Genomic DNA, 17,376 nt, shown 5'->3' with positions numbered 1-17,376 from the left:
GAAGGCTCTCCGTTCCCGAGGTCATCGGTGTACGGAGAGCCTTCGCTTCCTGACGGTCCGTCAGGCAGTAAAACTACTTGTCCGTGAGCTCCGTGAGCTCCGAGCGCTTCGCGAACCGGTCCTTGACGAGGCCGATCGCGAGGACGAGCCCGGCCACGAGCAGCGAGAGCACGACCTGCTCACGGTTGCTGCCGCCGTCGTAGACCATGTAGCCGAGGACGAAGACGATCATGGCGGCGGTCGCCCAGGTCAGGTACGGGAAGAGCCACATCTTCACGACGAGCTTCTCGGGCGTCTCGCGCAGGATGATCCCGCGCATCCGCAGCTGGGTCAGACAGATGACCAGCCAGACGAAGAGCGCGACCGCACCGGAGGAGTTCAGCAGGAAGGCGAAGACGTCGTCCGGCCGCCAGTAGTTGAAGAAGACCGCGACGAAGCCGAAGACGACGGAGGCGAGGATGGCGGCCGTCGGCACGCCCCGTGCGTTGGTCTTGGCGAACGCCTTCGGGGCGTCCCCACGCCGGCCGAGCGAGAAGGCCATGCGGGAGGCGGTGTAGAGACCCGAGTTGAGGCAGGACAGGACGGCCGTCAGGACGATCACGTTCATGACCTGGCCGGCGTGCGGGATGCCGATGGAGTCGAGGGCGGCGACGTACGAGCCCTTCTCGACGATCGACTTGTCGTTCCACGGCAGCAGGGTCAGGACGACGAAGATCGAGCCCAGGTAGAAGACGCCGATACGCCAGATCACGCTGTTGGTGGCCTTGGTGACGGCCTTCTGCGGGTCCTCGGACTCACCGGCGGCCAGGGTGACGATCTCGCTGCCCATGAAGGAGAAGACGACCATCAGCACACCGGTGAGGATCGCGCCCGCGCCCATCGGGAAGAAGCCCCCGGCGTCGGAGAGGTGCGCGAAGCCCGCGCCCGGGTTGTCCGAGCCCGGGAGGAAGCCGAAGACGGCGAGGAAGCCGACGACGACGAAGGCTGCGATGGCGACGACCTTGATGCCGGCGAACCAGAACTCGAACTCTCCGTACGAGGAGACGGAGGCGAGGTTGGTCGCGGTCAGCACCACCATCACGATGAGCGCCCAGGCCCACTGCGGCACGGCCGGGATCCAGCTCTCCAGGATGACCGCGCCGGCGGTCGCCTCGACGGCGAGGACGACGACCCAGAAGAACCAGTACAGCCAGCCGATGGTGAAGCCGGCCCAGCGGCCGAGCGCCTGGTCGGCGTAGGCGGAGAACGAACCGGAGGTCGGCCGGGCGGCGGCCATCTCGCCGAGCATCCGCATCACGAAGACGACCATCGCGCCGACGAGTGCGTACGAGAGGAGGATGGCGGGGCCGGCCGCGGCGATGCCGGAGCCGGAGCCGACGAAGAGGCCGGCGCCGATGACACCACCGATGGCGATCATCGAGAGGTGACGGTTCTTGAGACCGGCCTTGAGCCCGTCGGAGGTCTGGGAATCACCGGGGTTTCCGGCCGTCCCGCCTTCCTTCGTAAGGGTCGGCTGCGTAATCATGAACGCTTCCTTAAGTATGGGGGGCGCTCGGGTCGCGAGCCCGAGAATTGAACACCGAGGGACGGGGTGATCGGAAGACCCGATTCCGGATCGTTGCGTAAGGGCCACGTGAGGGCCAAAGGTCCGCACCAATCCGTACCAAGGCCCCGACCCCGCTGACCGCTACCCGGGCCCCGCCGTGCCACACTCGGATCCATGCGCGTGTACCTCGGTTCCGACCATGCCGGCTTCGAACTCAAGAACCACCTCGTCGAGTGGCTGAAGGCCCACGGCCACGAGCCCGTCGACTGCGGTCCCCACATCTACGACGCCCTGGACGACTACCCGCCGTTCTGCCTGCGCGCCGCCGAGAAGACGGCCGCGGACCCGGACAGCCTGGGCATCGTCATCGGCGGCTCCGGCAACGGCGAGCAGATCGCCGCGAACAAGGTGAAGGGGGTGCGCGCCGCCCTCGCGTGGAGCGTGCAGACCGCCGCCCTGGGCCGCGAGCACAACAACGCCAACGTCGTCGCCATCGGCGGCCGGATGCACACCCAGGACGAGGCCACCACCTTCGTCGAGGTCTTCCTCAAGACCCCGTACTCCGGTGACGAGCGTCACACCCGCCGGATCGACATGCTGACGGCGTACGAGACCGAGGGCGTCATGCCTCCGATCCCGGCCCACCACCCGCAGGAGCCCACCGCCTGATGCCCGAGGGGCACACGATCCACCGACTGGCCGCCGACCACCGGGAACGGTTCGGCGGCCGGTCCGTGCGGGTGACCAGCCCACAGGGCAAGTTCGCCGACTCGGCGGCGCTGCTCGACGGCACGGTCCTGGAGTCCACCGAGGCCCACGGCAAGCACCTCTTCCTCGGCTTCCCGGGGGAGGAGTGGGTCCACATCCACCTGGGCCTCTTCGGCAAGGTGACCTTCGGCGACGCGCCCGCGCCGCCGCCCACGGACACCGTCCGGCTGCGCCTCGCGAACCCCGAGTCGTACGTCGACCTGCGCGGCCCGACCACATGTGCCCTGATCGCGGACCCCGAGAAGCAGGCGATACACGACCGCCTGGGCCCGGACCCGCTGCGGAAGGGCGACGACCCGGAAAAGGCCTGGCGCCGCATTTCCCGATCGAGGACGACGATCGCAGCCCTACTGATGGACCAGAAGGTCATCGCGGGCGTGGGGAACGTGTACCGGGCGGAGGTCCTGTTCCGTCACGGCATCGACCCGTACCGCGCGGGCAAGGACGTCACGCGCGAGGAGTGGGCCGCGATCTGGACGGACCTGACCGCCCTGATGCGCGAGGGCGTCCGCAACAACCGCATCGACACCGTCCGCCCCGAACACACCCCCGAGGCAATGGGCCGCCCGCCGCGCGTCGACGACCACGGCGGCGAGGTCTACGTCTACCGCCGGGCCCACCAGGCCTGCCACATCTGCGACACCGAGATCCGCACCGCCCCCCTAGCCACCCGCAACCTCTTCTGGTGCCCACGCTGCCAGCACCGCTGACCCTCGTTGTGGGCATTCGTTCCGCTGGGGCGGAACGGGTGGGCACAACGGAACGGCGCCCTGGCGGGCGCGTCCGCTCCGACCGCCCGGCGCCCACGAGGCCGGTGCGCTAGAACCCGTGCGGCAACCACGGCGCCACGGGCGACCCGAACGCCACGGACGCCTCCACGAGAGCCCCGTCACGAAGCTCCCGCACCCGCCCGGCCGCGGCCAACGAGACCAGCGAGGTCCCACCCAGGTACGCCGCCCCCAACTCCCGTACGGACAACGAAAGATCCGCGGCCTCGTCCGTACGGACGCACACCGCCCCCTCCGCCCCACCCCTCAACCGCCACCGCCCCTCATTCCAAGGACAGAACGGGTCCGCGACCTCAAGCACCACATCCACCGGCGCCTGATACGCCCGCGCCGACAACGCCGCGCCCACGTCCACGAGCCGCACATGCATCGCGTCCCGCTGCGTAGGCTCGCACCGCCGCAGATCCGTCACCAGGTGCTGCCACGCGTCGTCCACCGGCCGGCTCTGGAACCGGACCGACGACGTCAGGTCGATCGAGCAGAGGAACCGCCACAGCGCCGCCCCCGCCACCGGATCCAGCGCCTCCAGGTCCTTCACCAGGACGCTGCCCTCGGGTCCGGCATACGACCACTCCGGCTTGATCGCGTACAGCGCGTACCCGACGACCTCCCCGTTCCGCTCCGCGAGCACGCACTGCCGCGGTGAGGCGCCACTCCGCTCGCCCTCCGGGTCGAGCAGCGGCAGCTGCTCCCACCCGGGCTGCCGGGCGAGCATCCCTGGCCGTGCCGAGACCCGCCGCGCGTACACCGCCTCGCACGCCCCCGCCGCCTTCGCCGGATCGGTCCGCCGCAGCACCACGTCGTCCGTGCCCTCGGGCACGGTCAGCCGCACCCGGTTCGTGTCGATCGTCGCCCGCGTCGTGTACGTGGCGACGCCGTAGCCGAACCGGCCGTAGATCTCCGGCTCCGAGGCCGTCAACACGGCCAGCGGCTCGCCCCACGCCCGTACGTCGTCGAGCTGGCGCCGCATCATCGAGGTGAGGATCCCGCGGCGCCGGTGCGTCGCGGCCACGCTCACCATCGTGACGCCCGCAGCCGGCACGATCGCCCCGCCCGGGACGGACAGCCGGAACGAGAACGCCCCGGCCGTACCGACACACTGCTCGCCGTCCCAGGCCCCGAGGAAACGATCCGGCTCGGTCAGCTCCCGCCAGAGAGCGCTCTCCTCCGGCGCCTCCGGCACCCCGCCGAACGCGAGCTCCAGGGTCCCGTACCACTCGTCCCACTCGGCCGGATCGAACACCCGCAGTTCAGTCGTCATATGCCATCGATACCAGCGGGCACCGGCCCGGGGCGACCCGTTTTCACGCGCAATGTCTCAGGGGTCCCCCTGCGCGAGGTCCGACCGGGTGGATAGGGTCCAGGCCAATGAGAAATCGCGCGGGTGTCGCCACGTACCCGGCCCGGATGCGCAGGAGCGCCCACCGGGCCCGTATCGCGCTGCGCAGATCCGGCGTCGACTACTTCCGCGGCGAGGGCTCCGACTGGGTCGCCTTCGTCGCGCTGCTGCTCACCATCCCGGCGATCACCTGGGGAACGCTGGCCGATCCGGTGTGGTGCGCGCCCGCCGCGCTCGTCCTGCCGATCGTCGCCGGGGGACTGCTGCTGCGTCCGGCGAGCCTGCTCGGTCTGTACGCGGCGGCAGCCGGCGCCCTGATCGTCGAGTCCGTCGTGCTCGGCCCGTACACCCAGGGCCCCGCCCGGGTCACCCCCGGCACGGTCCTGGTCGTCGCGGCCTGCGGGCTCTTCGGGCTGCTCATCGCCCAGTTCAGGGCCCGCGTCGGCGTGCCCTGGCGGCGCGGCGGCACGATGCTCTTCGACCTGCGCGAACGGATCAGGGTGCAGAGCGCCCTGCCCCGGCTCCCCAAGGGCTGGCACCGCGAGATGGCGCTCCGCCCGGCCGGCGGCCAGTCCTTCTCCGGCGACTTCGTGGTCGCGGCCCGCACCCACGGCGGCCGGACTCTGGAGGTGCTGCTCACCGACGTCTCCGGCAAGGGCATGGACGCGGGCTCCCGCGCCCTGCTGCTCTCCGGCGCGTTCGGCGGACTGCTCGGCTCGCTGCCGCCGCACGGCTTCCTGCCGGCCGCCAACGGCTATCTGCTGCGCCAGGACTGGGACGAGGGCTTCGCCACCTCGATCCACCTGGTCCTCGACCTGGAGTCGGGGGACTACGAGCTCCTCTCCGCCGGGCACCTGCCCGCGCTCCAGCTCCACGCGGGCAGCGGGCGCTGGGAGGAGAAGGCCGCCGAGGGCCCGCTCCTCGGCGTCTACGACGGCGCCGAGTTCCACCCGGTCAAGGGCTCCCTGCGGCCCGGGGACGTGCTGATGCTCTTCACCGACGGACTGGTCGAGTCCGCCGACCGGGACATCGCCGAGGGCATCGACCGCCTGACGGGCGAGGCCGACCGCTATGTCGCCGCGGGCTTCGAGGGCGCGGCCTGGCACCTGATCGAGGCCTGCGCCAAGGACGTCAACGACGACCGCGCGCTCCTCCTCATCAGCCGAAAGGGCTGACGTCATGGCGTACCTCACCCTCGCCCAGGTCGAATCCCTCGCCGTCGCGGCCCACGAGGGCCAGACCGACAAGGCGGGCCGCCCCTACGCCGAGCATCTGCGGGCGGTGGCCGAGGGGGTACGGGCGCGGGGCGGGAGCGAGGAGCAGATCGCGGCGGCCTGGCTGCACGACTCCGTCGAGGACGACGCGCTCTCCGCAGAGTGGCTGGAATCGGCCGAACTCCCGCGCGCGGTCAAGGACATGGTCCTGGCGCTCACCAAACGACCGGGGGAGTCGCCGGAGTCGTACACGGCACGCATCCTCGCGGTCCCCGGCGCCCTCCTCGTCAAGGAGGCCGACCTCGCGCACAACGCGGACCCCGCCCGCCTTGCCGTTCTCGACGAGGCGACGCGGACCCGGCTGACCGCCAAGTACGCCACCGTACGCGGACTGCTCGGGCTCCCCACCCGACTGACGACGGACGGCGTCCGCCCGTAACGATCAAGACGAAAACCGTGCGGGTTGGCTCGATTCCTACCCCGACGATTCGTCACCCGGCGCCGGTGGGCAAGAAGTTGGTGGCACGATGGATGCAGCGGGGGTGTTCTGTGACGTGCGCTCCCGGGCGGCAAGGTGGGACCGACCGAGGGTGTGATCAGTTGTGGCCATTTCGCTATCTGTGGTGCTGCTGTTGGCGATCATCCTGGTGGTGCTGATCCGCGGCGGAAACCTGAAGGCCGGCCCGGCCGTCGTCGCGGTGCTCTTCGGCTTCTTCCTTGCCTCCACGGGCATGGCCGACGACATCCAGCGCTTCCTGGACTCGATAACGCAGACCGTGGGCTCCATCAAGTTCTGAACGGCGCGGGACCCGCTGCTGCTCAGGCCTTCTTCGCGGCGGCGGCGGTCCGCTTCGTCCGTGTGCGCTTGGCGGGCGCGGCCTTCCGGCTCCGCGCAGGCTTCTCCGCGGCCGCCGGTGCCGACGCGGTGGCCTCCCGGGACGTCCCCATCGGCCAGGTGAACTCGATCTCCAGCTCGATCTTCCCGTCGCCGACCTCCCACTCCACCTCGCCCCAGAGTTCGTCGGGGATCCGCAGGCTCAGCACCCCGGTGATGAGCGACAGCTCCGCCTCCTCGCCCTTCCTCATCGCCTCCGCGAGCTCCGTCAGCAGATCCGCCGCCTCGATCCGTGACAGCGGGTGGCTCTGCTCGAACTTGAGATCCTTCACGGCTGCCTCCGATGCGGCAGAAACAGTGGGGACAGTGCCCATTCTCCGGCCGCACCACGGAAAACGCCTCGGGGCCGGAAGAGCGGGCGACGGGAATCGAACCCGCGTAGCTAGTTTGGAAGACTAGGGCTCTACCATTGAGCTACGCCCGCACAGGACGCGCCGCAGGTCACGAGGGCCGCGGCACGGACAGCATCGTAGCGGGTCCCGGGCGGTCCCCGCACGCCCCGTATAGAGGGGGCGTCGCACTGTCTCCGTGCATGTACCCTACGTGTCGCACCGACGGGGTGTGGCGCAGCTTGGTAGCGCGTCCGCTTTGGGAGCGGAAGGCCGTGGGTTCAAATCCCGCCACCCCGACCACCAAGATCACGCATCACAAGATCGCGTTGTGGGCGTCATCCCGCTTGCGGTTACTATGCAAGCTGCGTGCCCGTGTGTCTCTCTGACCGGGCCGATCGGCCGGAACCGCCACCAAGCGGCATCGGCAGAATCCAAGAATCAGCCACCAAGGAGACCGAACCGTGAAGAGCGCCGTGGAGACCCTGAACCCGACCCGGGTTCGGCTCACTGTCGAGGTGCCCTTCGAGGAGCTCAAGGACAGCCTCGACGCGGCGTACAAGAAGATCAACCAGCAGGTCACGGTCAAGGGCTTCCGCAAGGGCAAGATCCCGGCTCGTGTGATCGACCAGCGGTTCGGCCGTGGTGCGGTGCTGGAGGAGGCCGTCAACGACGCCCTCCCGAAGTTCTACACCGAGGCGGTCAACGCGGCCGAGGTCAACCCGCTGGGTCAGCCCGAGGTCGACATCACCGAGCTGAAGGACGGCGAGCTGCTGGCCTTCACCGCCGAGGTCGACATCCGCCCGACGATCGAGATCCCGGACTACTCCGGCATCGAGGTCACCGTCGACGCGGTCGAGGTCACCGACGAGGACGTCGAGAAGTCCGTGCAGCAGCTGCGCGAGCGCTTCGCCTCCACCAACCCGGTCGAGCGCCCCGCCGCCGAGGGTGACGTCGTCACCATCGACCTCGAGGCCAAGGTCGACGGCGAGGTCCTCCCCGACGGTGTCGCCACGGGCGTCTCGTACACCATCGGTTCCGGCGAGCTCCTCGACGGCATCGACGAGGCCGTGACCGGCCTGGAGGCCGGCGGCGAGGCCACCTTCACCTCGCAGCTGAAGGGCGGCTCCGCCGAGGGCAAGGACGCCGAGGTCACCGTCAAGGTCACCGCCGTCGCCGCCCGTGAGCTCCCCGAGCTCGACGACGACTTTGCTCAGCTCGCGTCGGAGTTCGACACCCTCGACGAGCTCAAGGCCGACAGCCGCAAGCGCCTCGAGAACATGAAGCAGTTCGACCAGGCCACCCAGGCCCAGGAGCGCGTCCTCGACGAGCTGCTGAAGCTGGCGGACGTCCCGATGCCCGAGAAGCTGCTCGAGGACGAGATCAACACCCGCAAGCACAACCTGGAGCACCACCAGCTCGGCCAGATGGGCCTCACCCTCGAGAAGTACCTGGAGATCCAGGGCAAGACCGAGGAGGAGTTCCTGGCGGAGACCAAGGAGCAGGCCGAGAAGGGCATCAAGACGCAGTTCATCCTCGATGAGCTCGTCAACAAGGAGAAGCTCAACGTCAGCCAGGAGGAGCTCACCGAGCACCTCATGCGCCGCGCCGCCTCCTCCGGCATGTCCCCCGACCAGTTCGCCCAGGCCGTCGTCGAGGGCGGCCAGGTGCCGATGCTCGTCGGCGAGGTCGCCCGCGGCAAGGCCCTCGCGGTCGTCGTCGAGGCCGCCAAGGTCGTCGACACCAACGGTGAGGTCGTGGACCTCGAGGACGAGGACGAGGTGGTCGAGGCCGCCGCCGAGGCGGTCGAGGCCGTCACCGGCGAGGCCGAGGTCGCCGAGGAGAAGAACGAGGCCTGAGCCGCCTCGCTCCGAACCGCAGGTCCACGGGCCCGGACGCACTGCTGTGCGCCGGGCCCGTGCCCGTCCTCGGGGGCCCGTGGAGCCCTCGTAACCTTGCGCTCCCAGCGAACAGTTCGGGAACCGGGATGGCGTTGTCCTACCTGCGCGTTAGGGTCCATGAATACGGGGGCAATGCCCTCAGAACGAGACGCTGAGACGGCCGGAGCCGTCGGAGACGAGCAGGTGGATACGTGACGAATCTGAAGCCTTACGCCGCGGGTGAGCCGTCCATCGGTGGTGGCCTCGGCGACCATGTCTACAACCGGCTGCTCGGCGAGCGGATCATCTTCCTCGGCCAGCAGGTCGACGACGAGATCGCCAACAAGATCACCGCGCAGATGCTTCTCCTGGCCGCAGACCCGGAGAAGGACATCTACCTCTACATCAACAGCCCCGGTGGCTCGGTGACGGCCGGCATGGCCATCTACGACACCATGCAGTACATCCCGAACGACGTCGTCACCATCGGCATGGGCATGGCGGCCTCGATGGGCCAGTTCCTGCTCACCGGCGGCGCCGCCGGCAAGCGCTTCGCGCTGCCGAACACCGACGTCCTGATGCACCAGGGCTCCGCCGGCATCGGCGGTACGGCCTCGGACATCAAGATCCAGGCCGAGTACCTTCTCCGTACGAAGAAGCGCATGGCCGAGATCACCGCGCTCCACTCGGGCCAGACCGTCGAGACGATCATCCGTGACGGTGACCGCGACCGCTGGTTCACGGCGGAGGAGGCCAAGGCCTACGGCCTCATCGACGACATCATCACGCACGCCGCGGGCGTTCCCGGCGGCGGCGGCACGGGCGCCTGAGCCCGGCAGACCGCTGAAGAGCCCCAGCCCCCGCCGAACGCCACCAGGACGGTGAACATCCAGATGCAGAACAACCTCTCCCCGAGCGGCCTCTACACCGGCGCGCCGATGGACAACCGGTACGTGGTCCCGCGCTTCGTCGAGCGCACCTCGCAGGGCATCCGCGAGTACGACCCGTACGCGAAGCTCTTCGAGGAGCGCGTGATCTTCCTCGGCGTGCAGATCGACGACGCCTCCGCCAACGACGTCATGGCGCAGCTGCTGTGCCTGGAGTCGATGGACCCGGACCGCGACATCTCGATCTACATCAACAGCCCGGGCGGCTCCTTCACCGCCCTCACGGCCATCTACGACACGATGCAGTTCGTGAAGCCGGACATCCAGACGGTCTGCATGGGCCAGGCGGCCTCTGCCGCGGCCGTGCTGCTCGCCGCCGGTACGCCCGGCAAGCGGATGGCCCTGCCGAACGCCCGCGTGCTGATCCACCAGCCGTCCGGCGGCACCGGCCGTGAGCAGCTCTCCGACCTGGAGATCGCGGCCAACGAGATCCTGCGCATGCGCACGCAGCTGGAGGAGATGCTGGCCAAGCACTCCTCGACGCCGATCGAGAAGATCCGCGACGACATCGAGCGCGACAAGATCCTGACCGCCGAGGACGCCCTCGCGTACGGCCTGGTCGACCAGATCGTCTCGACCCGCAAGAGCACGGCCGCCGCGGCAGCCTGACGCTCGACCTTCCCCTGGCACGGTCCGCGTGGCCGAATCACGACCATGTGAACCGTGCCAAGGGGGGCCCGAACGGGGGGCCCGGCAAGGTACCGTCGAATATGAGGCACCAGGAGTCGCTGAACCAAGCGCTCCCAGGCGAAGGGGAAGCACCTCGTGGCACGCATCGGTGATGGCGGCGACCTGCTCAAGTGCTCGTTCTGCGGAAAGAGCCAGAAGCAGGTGAAGAAGCTCATCGCGGGACCCGGTGTGTACATCTGCGATGAGTGCATCGACCTCTGCAACGAGATCATCGAGGAAGAGCTCGCCGAGACGAGCGAGGTGCGGTGGGAGGAGCTTCCCAAGCCTCGCGAGATCTACGAGTTCCTCGAGGGGTACGTCGTCGGGCAGGAGCCCGCGAAGAAGGCCCTCTCGGTCGCGGTGTACAACCACTACAAGCGCGTCCAGGCCGGCGAGAACGGCGGCGGGCAGGGCCGGGACGACGCGATCGAACTCGCCAAGTCCAACATCCTGCTGCTCGGCCCCACCGGCTCCGGCAAGACGCTCCTGGCGCAGACCCTGGCCCGGATGCTCAACGTCCCGTTCGCCATCGCCGACGCGACGGCGCTGACGGAGGCCGGCTATGTCGGCGAGGACGTCGAGAACATCCTGCTCAAGCTGATCCAGGCGGCCGACTACGACGTCAAGAAGGCCGAGACAGGGATCATCTACATCGACGAGATCGACAAGGTCGCCCGCAAGAGCGAGAACCCGTCGATCACGCGTGACGTCTCGGGCGAGGGCGTCCAGCAGGCCCTGTTGAAGATCCTGGAGGGCACGACGGCCTCGGTCCCGCCGCAGGGCGGCCGGAAGCACCCGCACCAGGAGTTCATCCAGATCGACACGACGAACGTGCTCTTCATCGTGGGCGGCGCCTTCGCCGGCCTGGAGAAGATCATCGAGTCGCGTGCGGGCGCGAAGGGCATCGGCTTCGGGGCGACGATCCGCTCGAAGCGCGAGATCGAGGCGAGCGACCAGTTCCAGGAGGTCATGCCGGAGGACCTGGTGAAGTTCGGGATGATCCCGGAGTTCATCGGCCGACTCCCGGTCATCACCTCGGTCCACAACCTCGACCGCGAGGCCCTGCTCAAGATCCTGGTCGAGCCCCGCAACGCGCTGGTGAAGCAGTACCAGCGCCTCTTCGAACTCGACGGCGTGGAGCTGGACTTCGACCGCCCGGCCCTGGAGGCCATCGCCGACCAGGCGATCCTGCGCGGCACGGGCGCGCGCGGCCTGCGGGCCATCATGGAAGAGGTCCTGATGTCGGTGATGTACGAGGTCCCGTCCCGCAAGGACGTGGCCCGCGTGGTCATCACCTCGGACGTCGTCCACAACAACGTGAACCCGACGCTGGTGCCGCGCATCGTGAAGAACGACGGGCGACACGAGAAGAGCGCGTAGCCGCTATCGCGCGAAGTGGGCGCCCGGGTCGGTTCGGTGACCGGCCCGGGCGTACTCGTGCCGCCGCTAGGATCCGGCGGGCCTTGACCGCCGCGTGTGTAGTCGCTGCTGCGGGCATCCTGCCGGTCGCGACCGCAGCCCCTGCGCAGGCCTCGATCACCCAATGCCAGACATATCTGCACAACAAGGGGTACATCGTCGGCCCGGGGGTCACTCGTGCCTGCGGCTTCGGCGACTACTGGGAATGGGGCCTGTGCTACGGGGAGCTCGTGCAACTGGGTGTAAGGACGGAGCACGCGCGAGAGGCCTGCAACCTGGCCTAGCCGAGAGGCTCTGCGGCGCTCATTCGTGATGGTTGGCCGGCTCGATGAACCGGCCAACCATCATCGCGTCTCCCGGGGGGATCAGGCCTTGGTGCGGGACGCCTTGTAGTGCTGGGCCGTCAGGTCGGCGACCTGGTCCTGGGTGAAGCCGGCGCCGCCGGTCAGCATCGTCCCGAGGTCGATGGCGTTGACGACGCCCACGGTGCTGTAGTCCGCCCAGATGCAGGTGGGTACCGTGAACGACTTGGGGCCGGGGCTCGTTTCCGTCGAGGTGCTCTCGATCTTGAGGTCCTGGCACTTCATCAGCGCACCCTCGAAGCCGGCCGGCGTCTTGGTCTCGGGGCTGCCGACCGCCGTCACCTTGACGTCCTCGTCCTTGCCGCCCTGGTTCTTCCCGTAGTTCGCGAACGCGGCGTCGATCGCCTTCTCCGGGTCGGCGACCTCGCCCCACATCCCGTTCAGGCTCATGCTCTTGCCCTTGAGCGGGTCGCTCGAGTCGCCGGACTTGTATTCGGCCTGGACCGACTTCGGGTTCTTGATCGTCATGGCCTCGGCGGCGATCTTCTGTTCGTCGGACAGGTCGCTGCCCTTTTCGGTGCCTTCCTTCTTGTACTCGCCGACCGTGGCCGCCGGGGTGATCTTGTACCCCTTCGTGTCGGCTGCCACATCACTGTTCCCGCCACCGGCGGTGAAGTACCAGGCGCCACCGGCGATCAGCGCCAGCGCCACGACCGCGCCGCCGACGACCAGACCGGTCTTCTTCTTCGGCGCAGGCGGCGGGGGCGGCATGTAGCCGCCGGGGGCCTGGCCGTAAGGCGGCTGCTGAGGGGGCTGGCCGTACGGACCTGGCTGCTGGGGCTGCTGCGGGTAGCCGTACGGCTGCTGCGGCACACCCTGGGGTGCCTGCTGCGGGTAGCCGTAGCCGGGCTGGGGCGCTTGAGGCTGCTGGCCGTAGGGACCAGGCTGGCCCGGCTGGCCGTACGGTCCGGGCTGGTGAGGCTGACCGCCGTACGGACCCGGCTGGTTGTAGCTCATGGACAGGTTCCCCTCACAGGATGTTTATGCGTAGCGAACATCCTGTCGGAACCTCGGTCCGCTTGGAGCGTCGGGGTGTCGATTGGTTCACGGCTGTGACGCTGCCGGGAGGCACGCATGCTCGGACCGCGAACGCGTGACCACCGCCGGAGTCACTCGTTGAACCGTTCGAGAGGGGGCAGGTGTGATGGATGAGACCGCGAGCCGCATGGGACACGCCAGGTACACGTACCGACTTCGCGTCTCGTCCACCGCGCTCGATGCGCTCGAAGCGGAGTGGGCGCGGTGCCGGTGGGTCTGGAACGAGTGTGTAGCCAAGTCCAAGGAGACACACGCCCACAACCAGAGCCTGGCCGTGGGGGAGATCAAGCGCACCTGCGGTCCTGCGCAGCTCCATAAGATGCTGACCCAGGCCCGCGCCCGCACCGCCTGGTTGCGTGAGGGGTCCTCAGTTCCTCAGCAACAGATCATCTGGGACTTCGCAAAGTCTCGTGCCAAGGCGCAGAAGGACATCAAGGACCGGCTGCCGATGCACCGCCGCGCCGGAATGCCGAAGTACAAGAAGAAGCGTGAGGTTGCTCCAAGCCTGAACTACACCCGTCCCAAATTCCGGGTGAAGGGCGGTCGCCTGCATCTGGTGGGCGGCGTCGTCCTGACGGTGGTGTGGTCCCGGGACCTGCCTGCCGACCCGTCGTCCGTGCGCGTGTACCGCGACGGGCTCGGCCACTGGTACGCCTCCTTCGTCGTGCCCGCTCAGGCCGACCCCCTGGCCGACACGGGTCGGGTGATCGGCGTGGATTGGGGTGTGAAGGAGACCGCGACCACCACGAGCGATACCCACGACCTCCCCCACGCCGAGCACGGCAAGAAGGCTGCCGTTCGGCTGGCCCGGTATCAGCGGATGATGTCCCGCCGTCGACGGCCTAGGAGTAGAGCCCGGTCCAGGGGATACAGGGCTGCTCAGCGGCAGGCCGCGAAGGTGCACAGGAAGGTTGCCCGGCAGCGGCAGGACACCGCCCGTAAATGGGCGAAGCGCGTGGTCCGCGACCACGACACCGTGGCGGTGGAGGACTTCCGGCCGAAGTTTCTTGCCAAGACCTCCATGGCCCGCAAGGCTGCTGACGCCGCCATCGGCGCCACCAAGAAGGCCCTGCTCGACATGGGCCGCAAGCACGGGCGGACCGTGCACCTGGTACACCCCGCGCACACCACGATGGACTGCGCGCAGTGCGGAGCGAGAGCCAAGCACGTACTGCCGCTGGGTGAGCGCACGTACACCTGCACTGCATGTGGATCGTCCTCTCCGAGAGACAAGAACTCCGCACGCGTGATGCTCGTCCGGGCTGGTCTGGACCCGGCTGGTGCCGATCGCGGAAGACCCGACGGGACGCCGTCCCGCCGGGCGGCGTGAGCCAGAAATCCCCGCTCAGCCCTTTAAAGAGGGAATCCCCTCCACTCAGGGAGGGGAGCAGTCAAAATCGAGTTTCGGGGCAGCCCCGCCGCACCCCTAAACTGACCCCGTGACCGAGAACACTCAGCAGCAGCCAGCAGCCAACCCCGAACTGCCGACCCAGTACGCGCCGGCCGAAGTAGAGGGGAAGCTGTACGAGCGCTGGGTAGAGCGTGGTTACTTCGAGGCCGACGCCGGCAGCGACAAGCCGCCGTACACCATCGTCATCCCGCCGCCGAACGTCACCGGGTCGCTCCACCTGGGCCACGCCTTCGAGCACACGCTGATCGACGCCCTCACCCGCCGCAAGCGGATGCAGGGCTACGAGACGCTGTGGCAGCCCGGCATGGACCACGCCGGTATCGCCACCCAGAACGTCGTCGAGCGTGAGCTCGCCAAGGAGGGCAAGTCCCGCCACGACCTGGGCCGCGAGGCGTTCGTCGAGCGGGTCTGGCAGTGGAAGGCCGAGTCCGGTGGTCAGATCTCCGGCCAGATGAAGCGCCTGGGTGACGGCGTCGACTGGTCCCGTGAGCGCTTCACCATGGACGAGGGTCTCTCCCAGGCCGTCCAGACCATCTTCAAGAAGCTCTACGACGACGAGCTGATCTACCGCGCCGAGCGCATCATCAACTGGTGCCCGCGCTGTCTGACGGCCATCTCCGACATCGAGGTCGAGTACCAGGACGACGACGGCGAGCTCGTCTCCATCCGGTACGGCGAGGGCGACGCGTCCATCGTCGTCGCCACCACCCGCGCCGAGACGATGCTCGGTGACACCGCCGTCGCCGTCCACCCGGACGACGAGCGGTACAGGCACCTGGTCGGCACCGAGATCGAGCTGCCGCTGACCGGCCGCCGGATCCCGGTCGTCGCCGACGAGCACGTCGACCCCGCGTTCGGCACCGGCGCCGTCAAGGTGACCCCCGCCCACGACCCCAACGACTTCGAGATCGGCCAGCGGCACGGGCTGCCGAACCTCGCCGTCATGGACGAGCGCGCGGTCATCACCGCCCACGGCCCCTTCCAGGGCCTGGACCGCCTCGAGGCCCGCTCCGCCATCGTCGCCGCGCTGCGCGCCGATGGCCGGATCGTCGCCGAGAAGCGCCCGTACGTCCACTCCGTCGGCCACTGCTCGCGCTGCAAGACCACCATCGAGCCGCGCCTGTCGATGCAGTGGTGGGTCAAGGTCGGCCCGCTCGCCAAGGCCGCCGGTGATGCGGTCCGCGACGGCAAGGTCAAGATCCACCCGCAGGAGATGGAGAAGCGGTACTTCGACTGGGTCGACAACCTGCACGACTGGTGCATCTCGCGCCAGCTGTGGTGGGGCCACCGCATCCCGGTCTGGTACGGCCCGAACGGCGAGATCGTCTGCGTCGGACCGAACGACGAGGCGCCGACCGGCGAGGGCTGGCACCAGGACACCGACGTCCTGGACACCTGGTTCTCCTCCGGCCTGTGGCCGTTCTCCACGCTCGGCTGGCCCGAGCAGACCGAGAGCCTGAAGAAGTTCTATCCGAACTCGGTCCTGGTCACCGGCTACGACATCCTCTTCTTCTGGGTCGCCCGGATGATGATGTTCGGCCTGTACGCGATGGACGGCACCCCGCCGTTCCACACCATCGCCCTGCACGGCATGGTCCGCGACCAGTTCGGCAAGAAGATGTCGAAGTCCTTCGGCAACGCGGTCAACCCGCTGGACTGGATGGACGAGTACGGCTCCGACGCCGTCCGCTTCACCCTGGCCAACGGCGCCAACCCGGGTGTCGACGTCCCGATCGGCGAGGACTGGGTCAAGGCGTCCCGTAACTTCGCCAACAAGATCTGGAACGCGACGCGCTTCGCGCTGATGAACGGCGCGACGGTCGAGGGCCCGCTGCCGGACCCGTCCGAGATGTCGGCGACGGACCGGTGGATCCTCTCCCGGCTCAACAAGACGGTCGCCGAGGTCGACGCGTACTACGACGACTTCCAGTTCGCGAAGCTCGCCGACGCGCTCTACCACTTCGCGTGGGACGAGGTCTTCGACTGGTACGTCGAGCTGTCGAAGACCACGTTCTTCGCCGGCGGCGAGGGCGCCAAGGTCTCCGGCCGCGTCCTCGGCGAGGTCCTGGACGTGATGCTGCGGCTGCTCCACCCGGTTGTCCCGTTCGTCACCGAGACGCTCTGGACCACGCTCACCGGCAAGGAGTCCGTCGTCATCGCCGACTGGCCCACCGACTCCGGCTTCCGCGACGAGGCCGCCGAGAAGGAGATCGAGCTGGTCCAGCGGGTCGTCACCGAGGTCCGCCGGTTCCGCTCGGACCAGGGCCTGCAGCCCGGCCAGAAGGTCCCGGCCCGTCTGGAGCTGACCGGTACCGCCCTCGCCCCGCACGAGGCGGCCATCCGTCAGCTGCTGCGGCTCCAGCCGGAGGGCGAGGGCTTCTCCGCCACCGCCTCCCTGCCGGTCGCCGGTGCCACGGTCGCGCTCGACCTGTCCGGCACGATCGACGTGGCGGCGGAGCGCAAGCGGCTCGCGAAGGACCTCGCGGCCGCCGAGAAGGAGAAGGCGCAGGCGAACGGGAAGCTCGGCAACGAGGCGTTCCTGGCGAAGGCGCCGGACAACGTGGTCGAGAAGATCCGTACGCGGCTCGCCAAGGCGGACGAGGACATCGCCCGCATCCAGGCGCAGCTGGACCGCCTGCCGCAGGCGTAAGCGCTGGTAAGCGCCGGTAAGCGTGGGTGAGGGGTCCGGAACCGGTCGGTTCCGGACCCCTCACGCGTACACCTCCGGTTCGGCGGACGGTGGGGCGAACGTCCCGAAAGGGGTGGGTCCA

General features: G+C 68.8%; 15 protein-coding genes and 2 tRNA genes. 12 read left to right on the top strand and 5 right to left on the bottom strand.

What is annotated here, in order from left to right:
• Positions 1-73: 73 nt before the first annotated feature.
• Complete coding sequence (locus tag ACZ4VI_RS13265) at positions 74-1,525, bottom strand: amino acid permease (protein ID WP_467999282.1); 1,452 nt, start codon at positions 1,523-1,525, stop codon at positions 74-76.
• A 195-nt stretch (positions 1,526-1,720) separates the two neighbouring features.
• Here ACZ4VI_RS13265 and ACZ4VI_RS13260 point away from each other — a divergent pair, with 195 nt between their 5' ends.
• Positions 1,721-2,215, top strand: a complete 495-nt coding sequence (locus ACZ4VI_RS13260) for a ribose-5-phosphate isomerase (protein ID WP_467999281.1) — start codon at positions 1,721-1,723, stop codon at positions 2,213-2,215.
• Entirely contained in the window at positions 2,215-3,024 is an 810-nt protein-coding gene (locus tag ACZ4VI_RS13255) for an Fpg/Nei family DNA glycosylase (protein ID WP_467999280.1), read from the top strand. The genes ACZ4VI_RS13260 and ACZ4VI_RS13255 overlap by 1 nt, the downstream gene beginning before the upstream one ends.
• 109 nt (positions 3,025-3,133) lie before the next feature.
• Here ACZ4VI_RS13255 and ACZ4VI_RS13250 read toward each other — a convergent pair whose 3' ends face one another.
• Positions 3,134-4,363, bottom strand: a complete 1,230-nt coding sequence (locus ACZ4VI_RS13250) for a GNAT family N-acetyltransferase (protein WP_467999279.1) — start codon at positions 4,361-4,363, stop codon at positions 3,134-3,136.
• A gap of 107 nt (positions 4,364-4,470) precedes the next feature.
• Between ACZ4VI_RS13250 and ACZ4VI_RS13245 the strand changes: the two genes are divergently transcribed.
• The 3 genes from ACZ4VI_RS13245 to ACZ4VI_RS13235 all read left to right on the top strand — a co-directional run bounded on the left by ACZ4VI_RS13245 (position 4,471) and on the right by ACZ4VI_RS13235 (position 6,452).
• Complete coding sequence (locus ACZ4VI_RS13245; protein WP_467999278.1) at positions 4,471-5,616, top strand: PP2C family protein-serine/threonine phosphatase; 1,146 nt, start codon at positions 4,471-4,473, stop codon at positions 5,614-5,616.
• Between the two features lie 4 nt (positions 5,617-5,620).
• Positions 5,621-6,094 carry an HD domain-containing protein gene (locus tag ACZ4VI_RS13240; protein WP_467999277.1) on the top strand — a complete coding sequence of 158 codons (474 nt, stop codon included), beginning with the start codon at positions 5,621-5,623 and terminating at the stop codon, positions 6,092-6,094.
• Between the two features lie 163 nt (positions 6,095-6,257).
• Complete coding sequence (locus tag ACZ4VI_RS13235) at positions 6,258-6,452, top strand: hypothetical protein (RefSeq protein WP_046905580.1); 195 nt, start codon at positions 6,258-6,260, stop codon at positions 6,450-6,452.
• A 22-nt stretch (positions 6,453-6,474) separates the two neighbouring features.
• On the opposite strand, the gene ACZ4VI_RS13230 is transcribed toward ACZ4VI_RS13235, so the two are convergent.
• Together ACZ4VI_RS13230 and ACZ4VI_RS13225 are read right to left on the bottom strand one after the other, a co-directional pair.
• Positions 6,475-6,822, bottom strand: a complete 348-nt coding sequence (locus ACZ4VI_RS13230; RefSeq protein WP_467999276.1) for an amphi-Trp domain-containing protein — start codon at positions 6,820-6,822, stop codon at positions 6,475-6,477.
• Positions 6,823-6,903: 81 nt separating this feature from the next.
• Positions 6,904-6,974, bottom strand: a tRNA-Gly gene (locus ACZ4VI_RS13225).
• 131 nt (positions 6,975-7,105) lie between these two features.
• On the opposite strand from ACZ4VI_RS13225, the gene ACZ4VI_RS13220 reads away from it, so the two are divergent.
• The 5 genes from ACZ4VI_RS13220 to clpX all read left to right on the top strand — a co-directional run bounded on the left by ACZ4VI_RS13220 (position 7,106) and on the right by clpX (position 11,755).
• Positions 7,106-7,182 (top strand) — tRNA-Pro (locus ACZ4VI_RS13220).
• A gap of 161 nt (positions 7,183-7,343) precedes the next feature.
• Entirely contained in the window at positions 7,344-8,738 is a 1,395-nt protein-coding gene (gene tig, locus ACZ4VI_RS13215; RefSeq protein WP_467999275.1) for a trigger factor, read from the top strand.
• Positions 8,739-8,971: 233 nt separating this feature from the next.
• Complete coding sequence (locus ACZ4VI_RS13210; protein WP_467999274.1) at positions 8,972-9,589, top strand: ATP-dependent Clp protease proteolytic subunit; 618 nt, start codon at positions 8,972-8,974, stop codon at positions 9,587-9,589.
• 63 nt (positions 9,590-9,652) lie between these two features.
• Entirely contained in the window at positions 9,653-10,315 is a 663-nt protein-coding gene (locus ACZ4VI_RS13205) for an ATP-dependent Clp protease proteolytic subunit (RefSeq protein ID WP_137994695.1), read from the top strand.
• Positions 10,316-10,471: 156 nt separating this feature from the next.
• The gene (gene clpX / locus ACZ4VI_RS13200; RefSeq protein ID WP_467999273.1) at positions 10,472-11,755 is read left to right on the top strand and encodes an ATP-dependent Clp protease ATP-binding subunit ClpX; all 1,284 of its coding nucleotides are present in this window, start codon (positions 10,472-10,474) and stop codon (positions 11,753-11,755) included.
• Positions 11,756-12,159: 404 nt separating this feature from the next.
• Here clpX and ACZ4VI_RS13195 read toward each other — a convergent pair whose 3' ends face one another.
• Positions 12,160-13,113 carry a hypothetical protein gene (locus tag ACZ4VI_RS13195; protein WP_467999272.1) on the bottom strand — a complete coding sequence of 318 codons (954 nt, stop codon included), beginning with the start codon at positions 13,111-13,113 and terminating at the stop codon, positions 12,160-12,162.
• Positions 13,114-13,321: 208 nt separating this feature from the next.
• On the opposite strand from ACZ4VI_RS13195, the gene ACZ4VI_RS13190 reads away from it, so the two are divergent.
• A complete protein-coding gene (locus ACZ4VI_RS13190; protein WP_467999271.1) occupies positions 13,322-14,524 on the top strand; it encodes an RNA-guided endonuclease InsQ/TnpB family protein in 1,203 nt (400 codons plus the stop codon).
• A gap of 109 nt (positions 14,525-14,633) precedes the next feature.
• Positions 14,634-17,255 (top strand): valine--tRNA ligase, encoded by a 2,622-nt coding sequence (locus ACZ4VI_RS13185; protein WP_467999270.1) that lies wholly within the window; start codon positions 14,634-14,636, stop codon positions 17,253-17,255.
• Positions 17,256-17,376 lie beyond the last annotated feature (121 nt).

This window comes from Streptomyces sp. NPDC029169 (genome assembly GCF_055563935.1).
The sequence above is the reverse complement of the archived record's forward strand: the minus strand, read 5'-3'. Positions and strand labels throughout refer to the sequence as shown.

What these genes read in the sequence shown, in the direction of transcription:
- ACZ4VI_RS13250 (WP_467999279.1), bottom strand. Translation starts at nt 4,363, where the DNA reads ATGACGACTGAACTGCGGGTGTTCGATCCGGCCGAGTGGGACGAGTGG.
- ACZ4VI_RS13255 (WP_467999280.1), top strand. Translation starts at nt 2,215, where the DNA reads ATGCCCGAGGGGCACACGATCCACCGACTGGCCGCCGACCACCGGGAA.
- ACZ4VI_RS13240 (WP_467999277.1), top strand. Translation starts at nt 5,621, where the DNA reads ATGGCGTACCTCACCCTCGCCCAGGTCGAATCCCTCGCCGTCGCGGCC.
- ACZ4VI_RS13205 (WP_137994695.1), top strand. Translation starts at nt 9,653, where the DNA reads ATGCAGAACAACCTCTCCCCGAGCGGCCTCTACACCGGCGCGCCGATG.
- ACZ4VI_RS13260 (WP_467999281.1), top strand. Translation starts at nt 1,721, where the DNA reads ATGCGCGTGTACCTCGGTTCCGACCATGCCGGCTTCGAACTCAAGAAC.
- ACZ4VI_RS13245 (WP_467999278.1), top strand. Translation starts at nt 4,471, where the DNA reads ATGAGAAATCGCGCGGGTGTCGCCACGTACCCGGCCCGGATGCGCAGG.
- ACZ4VI_RS13265 (WP_467999282.1), bottom strand. Translation starts at nt 1,525, where the DNA reads ATGATTACGCAGCCGACCCTTACGAAGGAAGGCGGGACGGCCGGAAAC.
- ACZ4VI_RS13195 (WP_467999272.1), bottom strand. Translation starts at nt 13,113, where the DNA reads ATGAGCTACAACCAGCCGGGTCCGTACGGCGGTCAGCCTCACCAGCCC.
- ACZ4VI_RS13190 (WP_467999271.1), top strand. Translation starts at nt 13,322, where the DNA reads ATGGGACACGCCAGGTACACGTACCGACTTCGCGTCTCGTCCACCGCG.